The 19,459-nt window shown below is 67.7% G+C and carries 19 protein-coding genes; 4 read left to right on the top strand and 15 right to left on the bottom strand.

Going from position 1 to position 19,459, the window contains the following annotated elements; genetic code table 11:
* Positions 1-19: 19 nt before the first annotated feature.
* From ACFVTD_RS16890 to ACFVTD_RS16880, 3 genes are read right to left on the bottom strand one after another with little or no spacing between them, the layout of a single operon-like run.
* Positions 20-1,390, bottom strand: a complete 1,371-nt coding sequence (locus ACFVTD_RS16890) for a class I SAM-dependent methyltransferase (RefSeq protein ID WP_387565083.1) — start codon at positions 1,388-1,390, stop codon at positions 20-22.
* Positions 1,387-2,118 carry a DUF1365 domain-containing protein gene (locus tag ACFVTD_RS16885; protein ID WP_387565081.1) on the bottom strand — a complete coding sequence of 244 codons (732 nt, stop codon included), beginning with the start codon at positions 2,116-2,118 and terminating at the stop codon, positions 1,387-1,389. The genes ACFVTD_RS16890 and ACFVTD_RS16885 overlap by 4 nt, the downstream gene beginning before the upstream one ends.
* Entirely contained in the window at positions 2,115-3,512 is a 1,398-nt protein-coding gene (locus tag ACFVTD_RS16880) for an NAD(P)/FAD-dependent oxidoreductase (RefSeq protein ID WP_387565079.1), read from the bottom strand. The genes ACFVTD_RS16885 and ACFVTD_RS16880 overlap by 4 nt, the downstream gene beginning before the upstream one ends.
* Before the next feature lie 95 nt (positions 3,513-3,607).
* Between ACFVTD_RS16880 and ACFVTD_RS16875 the strand changes: the two genes are divergently transcribed.
* From ACFVTD_RS16875 to ACFVTD_RS16865, 3 genes are read left to right on the top strand one after another with little or no spacing between them, the layout of a single operon-like run.
* Complete coding sequence (locus ACFVTD_RS16875; protein WP_307089723.1) at positions 3,608-4,525, top strand: LysR family transcriptional regulator; 918 nt, start codon at positions 3,608-3,610, stop codon at positions 4,523-4,525.
* A gap of 45 nt (positions 4,526-4,570) precedes the next feature.
* Complete coding sequence (locus ACFVTD_RS16870; protein ID WP_159631825.1) at positions 4,571-5,077, top strand: DUF2004 domain-containing protein; 507 nt, start codon at positions 4,571-4,573, stop codon at positions 5,075-5,077.
* Positions 5,078-5,128: 51 nt separating this feature from the next.
* The gene (locus ACFVTD_RS16865) at positions 5,129-5,839 is read left to right on the top strand and encodes a DUF4386 family protein (RefSeq protein ID WP_387565076.1); all 711 of its coding nucleotides are present in this window, start codon (positions 5,129-5,131) and stop codon (positions 5,837-5,839) included.
* 139 nt (positions 5,840-5,978) lie between these two features.
* Here ACFVTD_RS16865 and ACFVTD_RS16860 read toward each other — a convergent pair whose 3' ends face one another.
* The 6 genes from ACFVTD_RS16860 to ACFVTD_RS16835 form a co-directional block, all read right to left on the bottom strand.
* On the bottom strand, positions 5,979-6,944 hold the full coding sequence (locus ACFVTD_RS16860; RefSeq protein ID WP_387565074.1) for a methylenetetrahydrofolate reductase: 966 nt from the start codon (positions 6,942-6,944) through the stop codon (positions 5,979-5,981).
* 324 nt (positions 6,945-7,268) lie between these two features.
* Complete coding sequence (locus ACFVTD_RS16855) at positions 7,269-7,985, bottom strand: hypothetical protein (protein WP_387565072.1); 717 nt, start codon at positions 7,983-7,985, stop codon at positions 7,269-7,271.
* On the bottom strand, positions 7,982-9,964 hold the full coding sequence (locus ACFVTD_RS16850; protein ID WP_387565070.1) for a VWA domain-containing protein: 1,983 nt from the start codon (positions 9,962-9,964) through the stop codon (positions 7,982-7,984). The genes ACFVTD_RS16855 and ACFVTD_RS16850 overlap by 4 nt, the downstream gene beginning before the upstream one ends.
* Positions 9,955-10,431 (bottom strand): hypothetical protein, encoded by a 477-nt coding sequence (locus ACFVTD_RS16845; protein ID WP_387565068.1) that lies wholly within the window; start codon positions 10,429-10,431, stop codon positions 9,955-9,957. Before ACFVTD_RS16845 ends, ACFVTD_RS16850 begins: the two co-directional genes overlap by 10 nt.
* Positions 10,421-11,323 (bottom strand): DUF58 domain-containing protein, encoded by a 903-nt coding sequence (locus ACFVTD_RS16840; RefSeq protein ID WP_387565066.1) that lies wholly within the window; start codon positions 11,321-11,323, stop codon positions 10,421-10,423. The genes ACFVTD_RS16845 and ACFVTD_RS16840 overlap by 11 nt, the downstream gene beginning before the upstream one ends.
* A 6-nt stretch (positions 11,324-11,329) precedes the next feature.
* On the bottom strand, positions 11,330-12,337 hold the full coding sequence (locus ACFVTD_RS16835) for an AAA family ATPase (protein ID WP_387565064.1): 1,008 nt from the start codon (positions 12,335-12,337) through the stop codon (positions 11,330-11,332).
* A gap of 139 nt (positions 12,338-12,476) precedes the next feature.
* On the opposite strand from ACFVTD_RS16835, the gene ACFVTD_RS16830 reads away from it, so the two are divergent.
* Positions 12,477-12,674 (top strand): hypothetical protein, encoded by a 198-nt coding sequence (locus ACFVTD_RS16830; RefSeq protein ID WP_387565062.1) that lies wholly within the window; start codon positions 12,477-12,479, stop codon positions 12,672-12,674.
* On the opposite strand, the gene ACFVTD_RS16825 is transcribed toward ACFVTD_RS16830, so the two are convergent.
* From ACFVTD_RS16825 to ACFVTD_RS16800, 6 genes are all read right to left on the bottom strand, one after another.
* On the bottom strand, positions 12,671-13,501 hold the full coding sequence (locus tag ACFVTD_RS16825) for a carbohydrate ABC transporter permease (RefSeq protein WP_387565060.1): 831 nt from the start codon (positions 13,499-13,501) through the stop codon (positions 12,671-12,673). The genes ACFVTD_RS16830 and ACFVTD_RS16825 overlap by 4 nt on opposite strands.
* Complete coding sequence (locus ACFVTD_RS16820) at positions 13,498-14,379, bottom strand: carbohydrate ABC transporter permease (protein WP_387565058.1); 882 nt, start codon at positions 14,377-14,379, stop codon at positions 13,498-13,500. The genes ACFVTD_RS16825 and ACFVTD_RS16820 overlap by 4 nt, the downstream gene beginning before the upstream one ends.
* Before the next feature lie 2 nt (positions 14,380-14,381).
* Positions 14,382-15,734 carry an extracellular solute-binding protein gene (locus tag ACFVTD_RS16815; RefSeq protein WP_387565056.1) on the bottom strand — a complete coding sequence of 451 codons (1,353 nt, stop codon included), beginning with the start codon at positions 15,732-15,734 and terminating at the stop codon, positions 14,382-14,384.
* Positions 15,735-15,741: 7 nt separating this feature from the next.
* Complete coding sequence (locus ACFVTD_RS16810; protein ID WP_387565054.1) at positions 15,742-16,941, bottom strand: ROK family transcriptional regulator; 1,200 nt, start codon at positions 16,939-16,941, stop codon at positions 15,742-15,744.
* A 181-nt stretch (positions 16,942-17,122) separates the two neighbouring features.
* Positions 17,123-18,295, bottom strand: coding sequence for a class I SAM-dependent methyltransferase (locus ACFVTD_RS16805; protein ID WP_387565052.1), 1,173 nt, complete (start codon positions 18,293-18,295; stop codon positions 17,123-17,125).
* 50 nt (positions 18,296-18,345) lie between these two features.
* The gene (locus tag ACFVTD_RS16800) at positions 18,346-19,428 is read right to left on the bottom strand and encodes an FAD-dependent oxidoreductase (protein ID WP_387565050.1); all 1,083 of its coding nucleotides are present in this window, start codon (positions 19,426-19,428) and stop codon (positions 18,346-18,348) included.
* Between the last annotated feature and the right edge of the window lie 31 nt (positions 19,429-19,459).

Genomic DNA, 19,459 nt, shown 5'->3' with positions numbered 1-19,459 from the left:
AACGGATACACGGGGCAAACTACAGCTGCGCCTCCCGGCGGTCCAGCACAATCTGCTGGACGTCCAGGTAGCCGGACTGGAAGCCTGCGCGCGAGTAGCAGAGGTAGAACAGCCACATCCGCTGGAAGACTGCATCGAAGCCCAGGTCCCCCACCTCGCGGGAACGGGAAAGGAACCGTTCCTCCCACAGCCGCAGGGTGGCCGCGTAGTGGTCTCCCATTCCCATCCGCTCCCGCACCCGCAGGGTGGTGTGCTGCTGGGTCACGCCTTCGATGGCCCGGACTGACGGGAGGAAGCCGCCGGGGAAGATGTATTTGTGCACCCACGTGTAGGCGTTGCGGGTGGCCAGCATGCGTCCGTGCGGCATGGTGATCGCCTGGATGGCCACCTTTCCGCCCGGGGCCAGGACCCGGTCGATCGTCTGGAAGTAGATGGGCCAGTATTCGTACCCCACGGCCTCGATCATCTCGACCGACACCACGGCGTCGTACTCACCTTCCACCGCGCGGTAGTCCTGAAGGGCGACTGTCACGCGGTCCGCGAACCCGGCCGCCGCAATGCGTTCCTGCGCCAGCGCCTGCTGCTCGCTGGACAGCGTGACGCTGTAGACGGTGGCACCGCGGGCGGCAGCACGCAGGGCCAGCTCGCCCCAGCCGGTGCCGATTTCCAGCAGCCGGGTCCCCTCGCCCACGCCGGCTTTGTCCAGCAGCCGGTCGATCTTGGCCTGCTGCGCCTCCGCCAGGAAATCCCATGCCACCGAGGACAACGGCCCGGCCTTCTCCGGGAACAGCGCCGACGAGTAGCTCATGGTGGAGTCCAGGAAGTTGGAGAACAATTCGTTGGACAGGTCATAGTGCCGCGAAATGTTGCTGCGGGTGTTTTGTTCGGCGTTGCGCTCCTGGCGGGGCGTCCGCGGCAGGTACAGCGAGCGCAGCTTCTGCAGCGGCATGGGTATGAGTGTGTCCACGGAAGCTGCAAAGACTTCGAGCACCGCGGCCAGGTCGGAGGCCTCCCAGTCGCCGGCCATGAACGATTCACCCAGGCCGATCAGCCCGTTGTCGCCGATGCGGGCCTCGAATGCGGCGGGCCGCACCATGGTCATGACGGGCGCGTCCGGGCCGCCCGTACCCAGGACCGAGCCGTCAGGATATTCAACGCGCAGCGGCAGCCGCTTGACCGCGCCCCTGAACATCAGGCCGGCGGCTTTGGCCGCGACGTCGGCTTTCAGGCCCGACGGCGGCTGGGCGACTCCGGGCCACAGCGCGGGATCTATGGTGGCCGGCGCAGCCGGGACGCCGGCCGCAGTCCAGGCTGCGGGCGTGTGGGTGGCGGCCTGGCGGTGCGCCTTGTTCTCGACGGAAGCGGTTCCGTTGTCGTCAGTCATTGTCATTGAACTGCCTCCTGTGAGGGGTGATGTGGTCTGGCAACGACGGGCAGGCGTCTTGCCCAGAGTTTAACGCCCTGGACCCTGATCAGGGCGGATACCAGCAGCGGCGCGGCAGGCACTGTCAGTGCCGCCGCAAGGATGTTGGGGACGGTGGCGGACCGGCGCCTGCCGTCCATGGTGGCCACGAAGGGGCGGTGGCCTTCGCGCTCCAGGACGATGGAAACCGCAAGCCTGTCCCCGGGGGCGGGGAGTTTCATCCGGTACTGCCCGTCGACGTCGTTAAAGGGTGAAACGTAGAACGCCTTCGGCACCGAGGCGCGGCCGCCGGAATCTGTCTGTAGCAAATAGCAGTGCCGCTCCCCGTAGGTGTTGTGGACCTCGGCCACCACGCACTGGAGTTCCCCGGTGGAGCGGTAGCACCAGAACAGGGTGAGCGGATTGAAGACGTAGCCAAAAACCCTGGCGCTGGTCAGCATGTGGATGGCGCCACCGTCGGGCTCAATGCCCTGGGATCGCAGGTAGCGCTCCACGTTGGACCGGATGTCCGCGTTTGGATCGCCCAGGTGGTCCCCCGCACCGAACACCGCCAGGGGCCGGAGCAGGAAGGGAAGCCGGGGAAGGTTGTCCACGTCCACGAACCAGCTGTAGCTCCGGTAGGTGAACGCATTCTTCAACGGGGTGCGCCGCACATGGGAGATGGACGTGCGGTAGATCGAGGCGTCCATGGTCATACAGGTTCCGCGGACAGCAGTTCCCGCTCCCCCTCGCCGTTGGACTCCGTGGAATCGCCGGCCCGGGCCACCTTCCATGTGCGGCCCAGCTTCTCAGCAGCGCGCACCCCGGAGAGTGCGCCGTCCTCGTGGAAGCCCCAGCCGAGGTACGCACCGGCGTAGGCAATCCGGCTGTCGCCCAGCGCAGCAATGGCCTGCTGGGCTTTCAGGGATTCCGGGGTGTACTGCGGGTGCTCGTACACCATCCGCTCCAGTACGGCGCTGTCCCGGATCAGCTCGGATTCGCCCAAGCTCACCAGGTAGGGGCGGCCATCCACCGGCTCGAGCTTCTGCAGCCGGGTGAGGTCGTAACTCACCAGCACCTTGTCCGGCCTCGCCTCGCACGCCGGGAGCCGGTAGTTCCAGGACGCCTTGGCGTTGTCCGCCGCGGGCAGGACCGCGGGGTCCCGGTGGAACACGGTGTGGTTCACCGAGTAGGGCATGCCGCCCAATGCTTCCTTCTCCTCCGGGGTGGCATCGGCCAGGAACCCAAGCGCCTGGGCGGGATGGGTGGCGATCACGACTGCGTCGAAGTCTTCCAGCCCGCTGGCCGTTGCGAGCTCCACGCCGTCGGACACGCGCCGGATGGCCGTCACGGGAGTGTTGAGGCGAACGTCGGGGAGCGTGGCGGCAAGCTTCTCGACGTATCGTGCCGAGCCGCCCGTTACGGTGCGCCACTGCGGTGAGCCCTTGATGCCCAGCATTCCGTGGTGGCCAAGGAACGTGAAGAGGTACCGCGCCGGATAGGACAGGGCGGTGGCGGGATCGCAGGACCAGACGGCGCTGACCACCGGGGTCATGAAGTGGGCAATGAAGTAGCTGCTGAATTTCTCCCGCGCCAGGAACTCCCCCAACGTCAGTTCCGGCACGTCAACTTCGTCGCTGACGGCCGACGGCGGGGCGGTCCTGAGCAGTTCCCTCGCCTTCCGGTAGAAACGGGTAACCTCCAGCAGCATCAGCAGGTAGCGGCCGCGCAGCAGGCTGGAGGGTTTGGCAATGATGCCGCGCGCGCCGTCGCGGGCGCCGGCGTATTCCAGTCCGCAGCCGTCGCAGCGGATGGACATGCTCATTTCAGAGTCCTGGGTTTCGACGCCAAGTTCCGCGAAGAGCCGCAGCAGGGTGGGGTACGTCCGTTCGTTGTGCACGATGAACCCAGTATCCACTCCGATGACGCTGCCGTCGGCCTGCGGCATGTCATGGGTGTGGGCATGGCCGCCCAGCCGCGAATCCGCCTCAAACAGGGTGACGTCGTCCTGCCGGTTCAGTACGTAGGCGGCGGTCAATCCGGCCACACCGCTGCCGATCACGGCGATGCGCCGCCGGCCGCCTGCACTTACTGCTGGATCAAGTGACACTTCATGCTCCTCTGCTGAACATTGCCGCTGTGCTGGTTATACAGACGGCAATTCGGCGCGGTCGCGGCGGTGGATGGGTGCAGTACTGTGAACTGGTGGTAAATCCCGTGCACCTGAAGACCCTCCTGGAAGTCACGCGGCTGGGCTCGTTCGCTGCGGCAGCCGCAACGCTCGGCTACACGGCCTCCGCCGTCTCCCAGCAGATGTCCGCATTGGAGCGGGAAACCGGCGTAACCCTCTTCCAGCGCTCGGCGCGCGCCGTGATCCCCACGGAAGCCGCCGTCGTCATGACCCGGCACGCCGCCAAGGTCCTCACGGACATCGAAGCGCTGATGGCCGCCGCGTCAAGGACGCAGGACAGTGGAAGCCAGGAACTGAGGCTGGGGATCTTTCCCAGCCTGGCCACCTACGTCCTGCCGCGGATCCTCAAGAACCCGGCGTGGAAGAAGCTGGGCATTGACCTCCGGGTTTCAGTGGCGGAACCCGGCCAGACCATCCAGGGGCTGCGAACCGGCGGGGACCTGGACCTGGCTGTGGTGTTCCAGGTGGGCCAGACCGGCTTCGCGTGGCCCAACACCATTAACCGGCAGTGGATCGGCGACGACGACTTCCGGGTGGTGCTGCCGGCCGGATGGGGTTTCCGGGCCGACGCGAAGGTCGCAGCGGACCATTTGTCCGAGATGCCCTGGATCATGCACCACCCCGGCACCAGTGACGCCATGGTGATCGAGCGGCTGTTTGCCGGCTGCAACCTGCACCCCCGGGTGGTGGCGCACAGCGATGACTTCCACGCCAGCCTGGAGATGGCGGCCGCAGGCCTGGGCGCCGCCCTGGTTCCGGAACTGGCGCTACGGAACAAACCCGCGGGCGTGGTGGTGCTGGACGTGCCGGAAATCCGGCTGGCCCGGAACGTCTTCGCGCTGCTGATCAATGACCGGAAGACGGCCCGGGTGCAGCTTTTCGTTGACCTGCTGGCCGAGACTCTCGCCGGGATGCGCACCGCGGTGAATTAGGCGCGAACGCTGGAATGGTCTGCCCTTCGGGTCTATGTTGAGACTATGAACAAGGTAGCGAGCCAGCACTTTGGGGAGATTGAGCTCAACCACGGCATGGATCATCTCTTCGCCGCCAAACATGAGCTGCGCGGCCATCCACTGGAACTCGACCTGAACATCAACGCCCACGACCACTTCGATGAAGCCGCACTGCGCAAGGTGGAATACCGGCTCCGCTTCCTGCCCGAACTGGTGGACGAGGTCCGCGAAATGATCGCCGAAGAGCTGGAGCAGGAGGGCACCAGTCCGCAGGAATACCTGCACTTCCACTGCAACGCGCTCAAGGACGAGCAGCTGCACAAGGTCTTCGGCGTCCAGGACCGGAGCCAGCTCACCAATGAGGTGTTCCTCAAAGCCCTGAAACTCGGGCACGTAGCCATCTACCCGGGCCAGCCGGAACGCTACTTCGTCCTGGACTTCACCCTCGGCGAGCACTTCACCGATGAGGTCCTGGTGGCATCCGCTGACCAGGACGGCGTGGTGGACGACGAAATCGTCTGGGAGTCCTGAACGGGGCTTTTGGCACTGGCCGTTCCCCGGGCCCGGTTCCACCATGAACCCATGAAGGATGCCAGAGCCCGGACCTGGCGGCTTTCGGCCATACTGTTGCTCGCCGGTGTCGCCGTTTCAATTATCGCCGGCGTGTTCCACGCCGAATCCCACGACGCGAACGACCACGTTGCCTCATTCACCGCCTACGCCGAAAGCGGCGTGTGGACCGCTGTCCATCTGGGCCAGTTCATAGGCATGGCCTTGGTGTGCGCCGGCCTGGTTGCCCTCTGGCCCGCCATCGACATCCAGCGGCCCTTTGTGTCCTGGACTGCCCGCTTCGGGGTCCTCTCCGCAGCTGGCGCCCTGGCGCTCTATGCAGCCCTGCAGGCGGTGGACGGCGTAGCACTTAAGCAGGCCGTGGATGCCTGGGCCGCCGCGCCCGAGCCGGAGAAAGCGGCACGGTTCGCCACGGCAGAGGGCATCCGGTGGCTGGAATGGGGAATGCGCAGCTACCAGAACTTCCTGCTGGGAGCCGCGCTGGTACTGCTGGGAGTCGTTGTCGCAGCGGCCCGCGACGTTTCCCGCATGATCGGCTACCTCATGGCCCTGTCGGGTCTGGCCTATCTGGTCCAGGGATGGATCATCGGGGCCTCGGGATTCTCCGCGGCGAACACGCTGCCCACCCTGGTGGGCATCGTGGCGGTCCTCGCATGGACCGTATGGCTGCTGGTGAGCGCCCTGAGGATGAAAGAGGCGGCGCCGGCAGGCCACGTGGGGTGACCTGCCGGCGCACGGCCCGTCCCGGTCAGCGTGCCGTTTCCAGCAGCCCTGACCGGACGGCTTGCGTGGCCTTGACCAGGTTCCACACGGATTCCCCGGTCTCGGCGTAGCCGCGGGTCTTCAGGCCGCAGTCCGGCGGTCAGCTGGCCAGCTGGGGCCGGGCAACGGCAGCCCGGGCGTGGCTGCTGCGGTGGTGGCGCGGCAGGGCAAGCTTGTCCAGGACTTCCAGCGCGCTTTGGTGCTCGTTGAAGGTGTAGAGGTGGAGACCGGGAGCTCCGGCATCGAGGGCGGCATTGGCGAGGTCGACGGTGGCGTCGACACCGATGTGGAGCCTTTCGATGTCGTTGTCCGCAGCCGCGAGGCGTTCCATCAGCCTGGGTGCCGGTTCCACTCCTGCCAACTCCCCCAGCCGCTTGAGGCGGCGGAGGCTGGTGAACGGCATGACGCCGGGGATGATGGGAATGGTCACGCCGGCACGGCGGGCCCGGGTGAGCAGGTCCTGATACTGCGCGGCTTCGAAGAACACCTGGGTGATGGCGAAATCGGCGCCGGAACGCTGCTTGGCCAGCAGCACCTCGACGTCATGGTCCTCGCTGGGTGACTCCGGGTGGCGGGTGGGGTAGGCGGCCACGCCAACAGCGATCTTTCCGGCACAGAGCAGGGCCGAACGGCGCTGCTCCACGCGGCGGATGAGGTCGATCAGGTCCTGGGCGTACCGCAGGGACCCGGCCGCCGGCTGGGCACTGTCCTTGGGGAGGTCGCCGCGCAGGGCGAGGATGCCGCGCACCCCGATGTCCAGCAGGTCGCCGATGATCGCCGCAAGCTCCTGGGGGGTGTTGCCCACGCAGGTCAGGTGGGCCAGGGGCCGCAGGGTGGTTTCGACCAGGAGCCGGTTGATGAGCTCGAGGGCGGTGTCCCGGTTGGATCCGCTGGCACCGTAGGTGACGGAGACGTAGTCGGGCTCGGTGGTCTCCAACTCGCGGATGGTGGTCCAGAGCGTCTCCGCCGCCGCGGGCGAACGCGGCGGGAACAGTTCATAGGAGAGCGCCACCGGGGCGGTCTCGGATAGCTGGGGATGTGCGTCAATAAGGCTTGGTGGTGACATTTGCGTCCTTGGCTTTTGGGCCATTGGGGATGCCTGCCTGAAGGGCGGACAACCGGCAATGAATTTGAGTTTGGGAACACGGAGGCACTCCACGAGGACGCAGCCGCGACTGCACGCCTGGAATGAAGTAGTCCGTGAGCAAATGTCAGGCCCACATGGGGGCACCCACACCCTCCGGAGCGGAGGATCGCTGACACGTTACGGCGGTAACTTGTCTACGACTTTAGGGGCACGGCGGTCCGGGGACAAGTAGGCACCGAATTAAGACGCAGTTTTACAGGTTGTTTCGTCCGGCAACAGAATAATGTTCGTCCCGTGGCCGCCTTACCAGGGTCGCTCCGGGGCGGTCGCGCTGTTGCCGTCCAGGTATTCTTCCCTCTCGCGCCCGCTGTTCCGCTCCCGCTCGGCCTGCCGCGCACTGTCCTGCAGCTGGTCCAGCTGGTTCTGCCGCGTGCCACCGGACGGGTCCGGGGACGGTTCCCCCGCCGGCGCGGGTTCCTGCGCGGCTTTTTGTCCGGCAGCCCCCAGTTTGTCTTCCAGCCGCCGTTCAGCGTCCGACAACCGGCTGCCCGCTCCACCTTCCGCGTCGTTGGACCGGCAGTGTTCCGGCGCCTTCCCGGCAACGTCCAGCGCCTGCCGGAAGAGGGGAACGGCCGACGCCGGATCGTCGGCCTGGAGGCGCTGGTCACCCAGGCGTTCAATCACCAGGACCAGGTTCACCCGCACCGGGCATTCGTCACCGGATCCGCCCGGGACCATAGCCAGTGACTGTTCGAACAAGGTCCGGGCAGCCTGGTCGTCCCCCGCCAGCACGGCACCATCGCCGGCGGCGAACGGCGCCTTATGCGGCTCCACCAGGTTGGCTATGCCAAGGCCGCCGGCCGCAGCGCCCACCGCGGATGCGTTTCCGGCCTCAAAACCCTCGGAAGCCTGGCGGCCCAGGAGGCCGAGGCTGAGGAGTTTGGCGGCGACACTCAGGGCCAGGAGCACCGGCAGTGCGGACCACAGCAGCAGGGCGCGCCTGCGGGCGTTGGCGTTCACCGGTTACCCCGGTGGCGGGACACTGGCCGGAGTCCGTGAAGTTGACGGATGATGCCCACCGCTTCCGGCAGGGACAGCAGGAAGGCGCCCAGGGAGAAGGCCCAATAGAGCTCGGCGGCGGCCCCCAGCGTTCCGTCCTGGTCCGTTCGTTGGGCCCTCCTGGGGCGCGCCTGTTCCATCATGTCCGCCACCGGATCGCCGGCAGCACGGTGGACGTAGGGCACGCCAAGCTGGGAGGCGATGGTCTGCAGCCGTCCTTCGTCGATGTGGGACAGTGCGTCCCCGGAGCTGCCGGGCCGCGTGTCCTGCACGTAGTTCGCCGGTGCCGCGGGGGCACCGCTGCCGACCGGTCCGCCGGCGTCGGCAGCCTGGCCGGTGTTCTCTTTCATCCGGCCACCTTCGGAAGTCCCGTAACCCAGCACCGCACCCCCGGCCACCAGCCCGCCGTCGACCTTCATGGCGTCCGGCTCCTTGCCGCTGGTCTGTTCGCCGTCCCCCAGGTAGTACACCAGCCGGGGCCGGTCCGGCCGGCTGTCCCGGGCAGCGGCCAGCCGTTCGGAAAGGACCTGCCTGGCGGCGGTGATGCTGCTGCCCCTGGCGTAGGCGGTGACCTGGGGCTCCATGACGTCCGTGATGGTTTCCAGAGCCAGGGTGTCGGTGCTGAGCGGCATCCGGACGTGTGCGGTGGTGTCGAAGGTGATGACGGAGAAGCGGGCGCCGGGCAGCTGTTCGGCGATGGCCATAATGTCCCTGCGGACGCCGTCCAACCGTGGGGACCCCTTGCCGTAGTCCTCGGCCACCATGCTGGTGGTGGTGTCCACCACGAAGAACACGTCCAGGTCGGAAGTGGCGGCCTGGACCGAGCCGCCGGGCATGGAGGGCCGGAGGACTGCCACCAGGACCAGCAGGACGATCCCGCCCCGCCTCAGCGCCGCGCGGCTGCGCAGCGGTGTCCGTTGCAGGCGCCACAGGACCGCGCACAGTACGAGCGCGGACAGCAGTGCCACGCCCATCGGCAGGCCCGGCACTTCGGAGAACACGGCCCGCGGTGCGCCCTGGATCGCCGCTGTTTCGGTCCGCTCTACGGCGGCAACGATGCCGGGGACGGCGTCGGGGCTGTCCAGGGCGTAGTAGGAGCCGCCGGTGGACTCCGCAGCGGCGCGCAGCTGGGCACCGGGCTGGCCGGGCCCGCTGCCGTAATCCAGGTCGCCCGGATTCAGTGCGTAGACATGCACGGACCGTTCCTTCGCCAACTGTGCAGCCTGGTCCAGGGTCATGATCGGCCTGCCGGACAGGAAATTGTCAGTGGCCAGGATGACGGAGCGCGAGCGCGCGGGGGCAGAGTTCGCGCCCGTGTTCCCGGCCGCGCCGGAGGGTCCGCCGGTGGCACCCGGGAAGCTGTTCAGGCAGGAGGCCAGGCCGTCACCGATAAGGGAGGATCCCCTGCCGCTCCAGGTGCCGTCAAGGAACCCGGAGCTGCCGGGTTTGCCGTCAAAGGCGTCCTTGGCAGCCTGGAGCTGCTCCTGGGCGTAGGCGTAGTCATCGGTCAGCGGAAACACCTGGATAGCGCTGCTGTCGAAAATGGTCAAGCCGATCCGCTCGCCGCGGAAGTTCTTCGCCAGGCCGGCGAAGACGTCCACTACCGCAGCGTCGGCGCTGCTCATGGAGCCGGAGGCGTCCAGGCAAAGCATGACGTCGCGGTTGTGCTGCTCCGGGCGGATGGTGGTCACGTCCGCCGGCCGCGCCGCAGCAACGGCGGTGGCGGCCAGCAGCACCGCACAGGCCGTCCCGGCCGCTGCCAGCCGGCGGCGGTGCCGCCGGAGGGCTGACTGGTATTCCGGGAGGGCAGTGAGCCTGTCGGCATGCGCCACGGGCCGGCGTCGTGCGTTGGACCCCTGGCTGCGGCGCAGCGCAACCCATGCGGCCGCGCCGGCTGCCACAGCGGCGAGCGGCAGCACCCACCAGAAAATCAGTTCCACGCGCGCACCGCCTCGGAAGCCTTTGCTGCCGATGCAGCCACGGACGGCAGCGGCCCGGGGCCGAATTCGGCTGGGTACAGGGCCTCGATGACACGTGCTGCCGCTGGGAGCGGGTGCCGGGCCAGGTCCTGGTGGGTCATCCTGGTCGCGTCGACCCCCGTTGCGTCCCGCACGAACCCGCGCAGCAGGAGGCTCACCTGCTGGTGCGCCGCACGTGCGTCAAGGTTTCCCGCCGCCGCCTCCTGCTCCACATCACGGATCCGCTGCAGGTACGCCGCTTTAAGCCCGGGCAGGTCCGTCAGGGCGGACCGGGCCCCGGCGCGGCCAGGCGTGGAGCGCGCACGGGGACGCGTGGTGGCGAACACGAAGACGTACCATCCTGCCACCAAGGCCAGAAGTGCAGCGGCGCACCACGTCCAGGCCGTGTTGTATTGCAGCGGGCCATAGAATCCCGGGTCAGCCTGCACGCCGGTGCCTCTCCAGGAGGGCGAACAGGCCGGTGATGACATCCCCGCTGCCGGCCACCTCCCCTTCGGTGATCCCGGCCGATTGCAGCATGGCTTTGCGGGCCGCGCCGCGTTCCGCGGCGGCTGTGCCGTAGGCAGCCGCCACCACAGCGGACGCGGCCGGCTGCCAGGCCAGGAGGGAGGAATCGGCCACGCTGTAGGAGTCACCGCCGCGCTTGGACTTTGCGTCGGCCGGCGCCGAGGACACCAGCTCCGCATCCCTGACCGTCAGCCACAGGATCTCGTGCTGGGCGCCCAGCCTGCGCAGGAGCCGCCCCGTGGCATCGTCCGCGGCCAGTTCGTCAGCGACGACGAACAGCAGGTGCCGTCCGCTGATGTTCCTCGCAATGTAGTCGAGCTGGTCCCGGATGCTGCTGGCGGCCGCTTCCAGGCCGGTGTGGGAGTCGACGTGCCGCAGCAGCCGCTCCAAGTGGGCCTCCCCGCTCTTGGCCGGGAACGAACGGGTGGCCAACGAGTCGCCGCACACCAGTCCCACCACGTCGCCGTGCCGGAGGGCCAGGTAGCCCAGGACACCGAGGGCCAGCACGGCGATGTCCTTTTTCGTTTCCCCGGACCTCGCCTCCGCCGCCATGTTGCGCCCCGTATCCGTAACGAGGAGGACGGTTTGCCTGCGGACGGCCACGTAGCGCCGGATCAGGGGCGAGCCGTGGCGCGCCGACGCCTTCCAGTCGATGTCGCGGACCTCGTCACCAGGCACATAGGCGCGGAGGTCGTCGAAGTCCAGGCTGCGGCCCCTGAACACGGAACCGTATTCGCCGTCGAGCATGCCGCGGGCTTTGCGGTGCGCGAAGATGGCAATCTTCGACTTCACGCGCTGGAGGAGGGTGGCCATGCGGGGTCAGGGGGTCTGGACGGCGGCAACGATGGCGTCGATCACCGATTCCACCGGAACCTGCTCGGCCACAGCGTCAAAGTTCAGGATGAGCCGGTGCCGGAGCACCCGGTGGGCCAGCGACCTGACGTCCTCGGGAATAACGTGGTCCCGGCCATTCAGCAGGGCCACCGCCCGGGCTGCCTGGCTGAAGGCGATGCTGGCCCGGGGGCTGGCGCCGAACTCGATGAATCCGGCAAGCCTGGCATCGATGTACTGGGAGGCGTTCCGGGTCACATACACCAGCCCCACAATGTAGTTGATCACTGCCGGATCGATGTAGATGCGCGCGGCCAGTTCCTGGATCTCCATGACTGCGTCCAGGGAGGCGGCAGCGGCGGGCTTCTGTTCGGGGGTATAGACGCCGGCGTCGATCCTGCGGATGATCTCCGCCTCTTCCGCCGGGCTGGGGTAGTCCAGGACGTCCTTGAGCATGAACCGGTCCATCTGGGCTTCGGGCAGCTGGTACGTGCCCTCCTGCTCGATGGGGTTCTGGGTGGCCAGGACAAGGAACGGCGAGGGCAGCCGGTAGTCCTGGCCGCCGATGGATGTCTGGCGTTCCTGCATGGCCTCCAGCATGGCGCTCTGGGTCTTGGCGCTGGAGCGGTTGATCTCGTCCAGCAGCACGATGTTCGCGTGCACCGGACCAAGCTGGGTGTGGAAGCTGCCCTTGGCGGCGTCGTAGATCTGGGTTCCCACGATGTCGCTGGGCAGCAGGTCCGGGGTGCACTGGATCCGGCGGAATTCGCCGCTGACGGCATCGGCCAGGGTCTGCGCGGCGGTGGTCTTGGCCAGTCCCGGGACGCTCTCCAGCAGGATGTGGCCACCGGTCAGCAGGCCCACCAGCAGCGATTCCCGCAGCCGGGACTGCCCCACCACCTTCGCATCGAAACTGCGTGAAATGTTGGCGGCCACCTGCTGCGCCCTGGCCAGCTCCGCAGGCTGGATTCGTGCGGGCACGCTGGTCGAAAGCACTGGTTTCCCCCTGATGACGGTGTTTGGGCGCGCGGTCCGGGCCGGATGCGCCCCGCCGCCATACTATCCAAGCCGCACGTCCGGAGGCCGGCAATGGGGACCCCTCCCCTTGCGGCGCCTACAGGTCTATCCTTTTGCCATGATTGAGCTTCCAGCCAGCTACAAGGAGTTCCTCGCCGACAAAAGCCAAATGTTCATCGACACGGTCAGGCCCGTCCTGATGCAGTCCGCTGCCGATAAACTCCACGGCGTCCGCGTGGTGGACACCCACCACGGCCACCAGGCCCACCTGGACGATACCCTGCCCTTCGGCGTGGTGCTCGAGGACATCGACTAGCCCCGCACCGCTCCCGACAGGGCCAACGAATTACCGGACCCGCGCGCCACGAGGGCGTAGAGGGCCAGGACCGGAACCGAATAGAGGATGGAGAATGCGGCCAGCTGGCCGTACGCAACTGCCCCGTGCTGGCCGAAGAAGCTGAAAATCGATACTGCTGCCGGCTGCCTGGCTTCGGAGAGCAGCAGCACGAACGGGACGAAGAAGTTCCCCCAGGCCTGGATGAAGACGAAGATGAACACCACGCCAAGGCCCGGCCCCATGAGCGGCAGAACGATTGAACGCAGGCCAGCCAGCCGGGAGGCGCCGTCCACCCAGGCCGCCTCCTCCAGCGCCAGGGGCACGGCATCCATGAAGTTCCTGGTCATCCAGATAGCCATGGGCAGGCTGGTGGCCGCCAGGAACAACACCGTGGCGGGGAGGGAATCCAGCAGCCGGAACTGCACGAACAGGCCGTAGACCGGCACCATGATGGCCGTGACGGGCAGGCAGGTGCCGAAGAGGATCGTGGACATGAACGGGGTGTTGAAACGGGAGCGGTAGCGGGACAAGGGGTACGCAGCGAGCACGGCCGCTGCCAGTGTCACGATCCCTGTCCCGGCGGACAGCAGCAGGCTGTTCCACAGTGGGAGGAACAGCAGCTCCGGCGTGAGGACGGCGGCGAAATTGTCCAGGGCCGGCTGTTGGGGGACCTTGACCGCGTGTCCGGCGGCAGGATCCAGCGACCCGAGGACCAGCCAGAGCAGCGGCAGCAGGAAGCACCCGCCAATCAGCAGCAGGACCACGTCCGCCAGGATGCTGCGCCTGCCCTTGCGCCGTGCAGTCACGGCCTCTGGTCCTTCAGCAAACGAAGGTATGCTCCCCCGAACACTCCGCCGATGAGGATCAGGACCGTGGCGACGGCGGTGCCGTAGCCGATGTCTCCGAACTTGAAGGCCTCCTGGTAGGCCAGCACAGGCAGCGTGGTGCTGCCGTTGGCCGGACCGCCGGCGGTCATGACCCAGATCAGGGTGAAGACGGCGAGGGTCTGCAGCGTGACCAGCATCAGGTTGGTGGCTATGCTCCCCCGGATCACCGGCAGGGTAATGAACACCAGCCGCTGCCAGGCGCCGGCACCGTCCATCTGGGCAGCTTCGGTCAGCTCGCCGGGGACGCCGCCGAGCGCGGAGCGGTAGACCAGCATGGAGAAGGCGGTCCCGCGCCAGACGTTGGCCAGGATCACGGCTGCCATGGGGACGGCGTAGAGCCAGTCGGTCTCCGCCAGTCCCAGCCGGCCGAGCAATTGGTTGAGTGTCCCGTCGCGGCTGAAGAAGGCGTAGGCCGCGAACGCCGCCACGATTTCCGGCAGGACCCAGGCGGCGACGACGGCGGTCCCAACCGTTGCGGAAACCACCGGCCGTGCGCGCCGCATCAGGACCGCGAGGGCGAGCCCCAGCACGTTCTGGCCCAGGATCGCCGAGCCGCCGACGAAGAGGACGGTGAGCGCCAGCGACAGGGGAAAGGTCTGGTCCTGCAGCAGCCGCTGGTAATTGTCCAAGCCCACCCAGTCGGGGTTCCTGGCATGCCGGCCGGTAAGCGCGGCGTTGGTCAGCGAGGCGTGGAAGGCCCACAGCACGGGGCCTGCGAGGAACACAAGCAGAAGCACGACGGCGGGCAGCACCGGCAGGTACCGGACCACCTGCCGTGTGCGGTGGCTGGCGGGCACCGCTACTTCCGAATGGTCTTGTCGCCGCCCACAATACCGGCCACCGCCGCGTCGTAATCGGCTGCCGCCTGTTCCGGGGTCCTGTTACCGGTGATCACGGCCTCGGTGGCCTCCTGTACAGCAGCGGAGATCCGTGGGTAGTCGGACGTCGCGGGCCGGTACCGGGTGACCGGGACCAGGCTGGACACGTCCTTCACGAACGGGTTGGCCGACTGGTAGCCGGGGTCGGCGGCGACGTCGGTGCGGACGGCGATCTGCGAGCTGGCCACCGTGAACGCCAGCGAATTCTTTGCGTTCAGGGCGGTGGTCAGGAAATTGAATGCGAGGTCGGGCTGCTTGCTTTCCGCGCCGACGGCCAGCGTCCACCCTCCGGACATGCTCACTGCGCCGGGCGCACCCCCTGATTGGGTGGGGAACGGGGCTACTCCCATGTCCTGCTTATATTCCGGCCAGGCATAGCTTCCGCCGTCCTGCCAGAACGACGGCGCGTAGGAGCCTTCCACGGTGGCGCCAAGCTTGGCCTTGGGGAACCATTCGCCGAAGACTTTCTTCCAGATGTTCGGGTCCAGCGCCTCGGCCGGGGGAACTGCGAGCTTTTCCCCATAGAGGGTGCTGAGGAAGGCCAGCGAATCTTTGAACCCGGCCGAGCCAACGACCCACTTTTTTGAATCCGGGTCATACAGCGTCGCCCCCGTACCGTACAGGAGCTCGTAGAAGCCCTGCATCACGCTTCCTTCGCCGGTGCCTTTGCCGGCATACATGTTGAAGGGAACCACGTCGGGGTTCGCGGCCTTGATCTCGCGGGCGGTGTCCAGGATGTCCTGCCAGCTGGACGGCTCCCACGGCAGGTCAATGCCGGCCGCCGCGAAAACTTTTTTGTTGTACCAGATGGCGCGCGTGTCGGTGCCCAGCGGCACCGCGTACGTGCCGCCGTCGTCCGCTTTGCCGGCTTCCTTGGCAGCGTCGTCGAATTTGTCCCAGTCCCTCCACCCCTCCAGGCGGCTGTCCAAATTCAGCAGGTACCCGGCGTCCACGTCGGAGCGCACTTTGAACGTGTCCTCGTAGAAGACGTCCGGGGCGGTCGAGGGTGACCGCAGGGCCAGGGCCAGCTTGGTACCGTAATCGTCGTCGTTGGCCTGAATGGGCTGCAGCTCGATCGTCACGCCCTGGTTGGCGGCCTCGAACTCTTTCTTCGCGTCCTGGAACATGGTGTCCAGTGCCGTGAACGAGTCTGTCTTCTGGTAGGCCACCTTGATGGTCCGGTTCCCGCCCGAAGGATCGGCAGGGGTGCAAGCGGTGAGGACCAGGACTGCGGCGGCCACCAGCGATGCGGCTTTGGATGCCCGGCGAAACATGGCGCTGTCAGCTTTCCAGCAGGAGCCGTTGGGCGCGTGGCGCCAGCGTGTGTTCAAGGACCAGCGAGGCCGCGCCGATGGCGCCCACGTCCTCCCCCACCCCTGTCCCTACGACTTCGATGGGGTGGATCAGGCGGGCGGCACTGTTGGCGTCCAGTAGCGGCGGGACCAGCTCCAGGTAGCGCTGCGAGAGGCAGGTCCAGAAGGGGCCGCCGAAGACCACCCGTTCAACGTCCAGGGTGTTGGTGACCACCGAGACCGCCCTGGCAACCAGGACAGCGGACTTGTCCAGGATGGCGGCGGCGCCTTCGTCACCAGCGTAGGCACGGGCACACAGCTCGGAGAAGCTCTGCTGGATTTCGGCGGCGCTTCCGGCCTGCGCGCCCTCCAGGATTCCTGCGGCCACCGCTTCGGCCACCAGGACCTGCGGAATGGCGGAGGACTTGACGCAGCCGCGTTGGCCGCAGTCGCAGGGTGGTCCGTCCGGGTCCACGATGATGTGGCCGATTTCGCCGGCGTTGCCGGATGTCCCCCTGACAACTTCATCGTTGAGGACGATCCCGCAGCCGATGCCGGTACCCATGTACATGAACACGAAACTGCCGGCACCGCTGGGGCCGCCCGCCCACGTTTCCGCGACGGCGGCGCTGGTGACGTCCTTGTCCACCAGCACGGAGTAGCCGGTGGCCTTGGCCAGTGCGTCCCGCAGTTCCACCCGGTCCCACCCGGGGAGCAGCGGCGGGTCCACGACGGTGCCGTGGTCCAGGTCGATGGGACCCGGGGCGGCCACTCCGAGTCCTGCAATGCGGCCCTGGTCCACGCCGGAATCCTCCACGAGCTGGGCCAGTTCCGCGGCGATGGTGGCAATCACGGCGGCGGGATCGTTTCCGCCGGGAGTCTTGATCCGGGAGTGCCGCACCACCGCCCCCACGAGGTCAAGCACCACGAAGGTGGTCACGGCCGGGTCCAGGTGGACGCCGAGGGCGTACATGCCGCCGGGATTCAGGCGCAGGATGGTGCGGGGCTTACCGGGGCCGCTGCCCTCCTTGCCGGCTTCGACGATCAGGTTCTGGTCCAGCAGGCGGCGGGAAATGTTCGAGATGGTCTGCGGCGACAGGCCAACGATCTGGGCGAGCTCCACCCGGCTCAGTCCGCCGGATGTCCTGCGGATTGCGTCGAGGATGACTGTGAGGTTGAAGTCCCCCATCCTGGGCAAGTTGGTTCCGCGCCTCGGAGAGGATTGGCGGATCTCAGACACTGTGTCCCCTAAAGGTCTTCGGCTACCTGGCGGTGGTGATGCTTTGAATCGTACGTTAAGCGTCCCCCACCGCCCACATGTCCCGCCAGCGGCGCGGCGGATGTCGTGGCCGGTGAGGGGCAGGAAGGGGTCAGTGGGACCTGCGGGTACTCCGGGTGACCGTGAACTTTGGGTTACGGCCCTCCACCACGGTGGGCCCGACGGACCGCTCCAGGGCAGGAAGGTAGGCCAGGTGCCGGTTATAGACCGTCCACAGTTCGCCCCCCGGAGCCAGGACCCTCCCGGCCGCTTCGATCATCTTCAGCCCGGCGCCGGCGTGGACTCCAGCCCCGACGTGGAAAGGCGGATTCAGCAGGACCGCGTCAACTGTCCCACCGGGAAAGGTACTGAGCGCGTCGTCCTGCATCACGGTGATCCGGTCCGCCAGCCCATTGGCGCGGGCAGTGGCGAGCGCGGACTGGACGGCGGCCGCCGATTGGTCTGTTGCCGTGACGGCGGTGTCCGGGAACTGCCTGGCATACATCGCGGCGAGGATGCCGGTGCCGCACCCGAGGTCGACGGCGTGGCGTGCCGGCTTCATGGCGGGCAGGAACCCCAGCAGGAAGCGCGTGCCGATGTCCAGCCTGGCGCCGGCGAAGACGGCGCCGTGCGCGGCAACGTCCAGGTCCAGTTCCGCGAGGTGCTCCACCACCGGAAAACGCGGGGAGGCGGCGGCGGTTTTGGGTCCGGCGGCGAGGAGGACCCGCGATTTTTGCTTCGCCAGTTGCGGCTGCACGGACACGAAGTACCGTTCAAGGACGGCGTTCATGCCCAGTGACATGTGCTTCATCCGGCCGCCGGCAAGGAGCCGGACGTCCGGTGCGGCGTATGTGGCAACGGCTGCGGCGGTCTCCTCGAGCTCGGCAAGGGTCTTGGGCAGCTGCAGCAGGACGGTGTCCGCTCCGGCCAGCAGTTCGGGCCCCAGGGGAAGGTGCACGAAAACGGGCCCGGCGCCGTCCTCCGGAAGCCCGGCACCCTCCCGCCTGGCTGACAGTTCGGCCGCGTTCAGCCGCAAGGCCCGCTCCCCGGTGATGAGGTCCTGGTGCACGCGCAACGAGGCCGGGGCGAGGACCCCGGCGGCTCCGAGGGTGAGTGCTCCGTAGCGGTCTCCAATGACGGCCACGCCACTGCCGGCGCGTCCCAGCTGGACGGCGGTGTCCAGCAGGAGCCGGTCGGTGGCGTCCCAGGCCTGCAGGTTGGGGGCTTCCACATCAGGCCGTCGTCGCAGCCCGTCGAAGATGTCCGCCAGGGTGTTTGCTGCCACCGGTGTGCTGCCGCCTTCTGTCGCCTCTGCCGGCCCCGGCACCCGGGGCCTCACCCCCACGTTACCGGTTCCGCCGCCGTCGCCATCCCCGGCAGCTTCAGGATCGCTGCCACTGCTGCCCGTCCCGCCCGGTTGGCGCCGATGGTGGACGACGACGGACCGTAACCGACCAGGTGCACGCGCGGCTCGGCCGCCACCTGGGTTCCGTCCATGGCAATCCCGCCGCCCGGTCCGCGGAGGTGAAGCGGCGCCAGGTGTTCCAGTTCGGCCCTGAACCCTGTGGCCCACAGGATGACGTCGGCCCTCAGCAGGGTGCCGTCGGCGCGGCGGACCCCCTCGGGTTCGATGGCGGTGAACATGGGCTGCCGGTCCAGCGCCCCGCGTTCCTTCGCCGCGCGGAGGGCGGGCGTCCAGATCAGGCCCGTCACCGAGACGACACTTTGCGGCGGAAGTCCGTTGCGGACACGCTCCTCCACGAGCGCCACGGCGTCATGGCCCGCCATGGCATCAAACGGTTCGTCCCGCCACACCGGTTCCCGGCGCGTGAACCAACTGGTGGAGGTGACGCGGGAGATCTCCTCCAGCAGCCCCACGGCAGAGATGCCGCCGCCCACCACAATCACGTGCCGGCCGATGAACTCGTCCGCGGACACGTAGTCGGCCACATGCAGTTGCCTGCCGCGGAACGAGGACCGGCCGGGGTAGATGGGCCAGAATGGGCGGGTCCACGTGCCCGTGGCGTTGATCAGCGCGTTGGCGCTCCAGTCGCCGTCGGACGTTTCGATCCGCAGCCGCCCGGCCGGATTGCTGTCCTCACGCCTCACGGCCCGCACCTTCACCGGCCGGTGGACGGCAAGCCCCAGCTCCGCCTCGTAGCTGGCGAAATAGCGGGTCAGGAATTCCGAGCTTGGTTCCGCGGGATCCACCTCTGGTTTGGCGATTCCGGGAAGGTCGCTGATCCCGTTGACGGTGGCCATGCGCAGGCTCTTCCAGCGGTGCCGCCATGCACCGCCGGGACCTTCCTCGGCGTCGAGCACGGCGAAGCCCAGCCCGCGGCGCTGGAGGTGGTACGCCGCCGACAGGCCTGCCTGGCCCGCCCCGATGACCACCACATCGGTTGGGTCAGGAATCACTCCCCCATGATAGTCGCGGAGGGCCGGCCGG

It is taken from the genome of Pseudarthrobacter sp. NPDC058119, from assembly GCF_042884655.1.
Taxonomy (GTDB): domain Bacteria; phylum Actinomycetota; class Actinomycetes; order Actinomycetales; family Micrococcaceae; genus Arthrobacter.
This window is presented reverse-complemented; position numbering and strand designations above follow the sequence as displayed.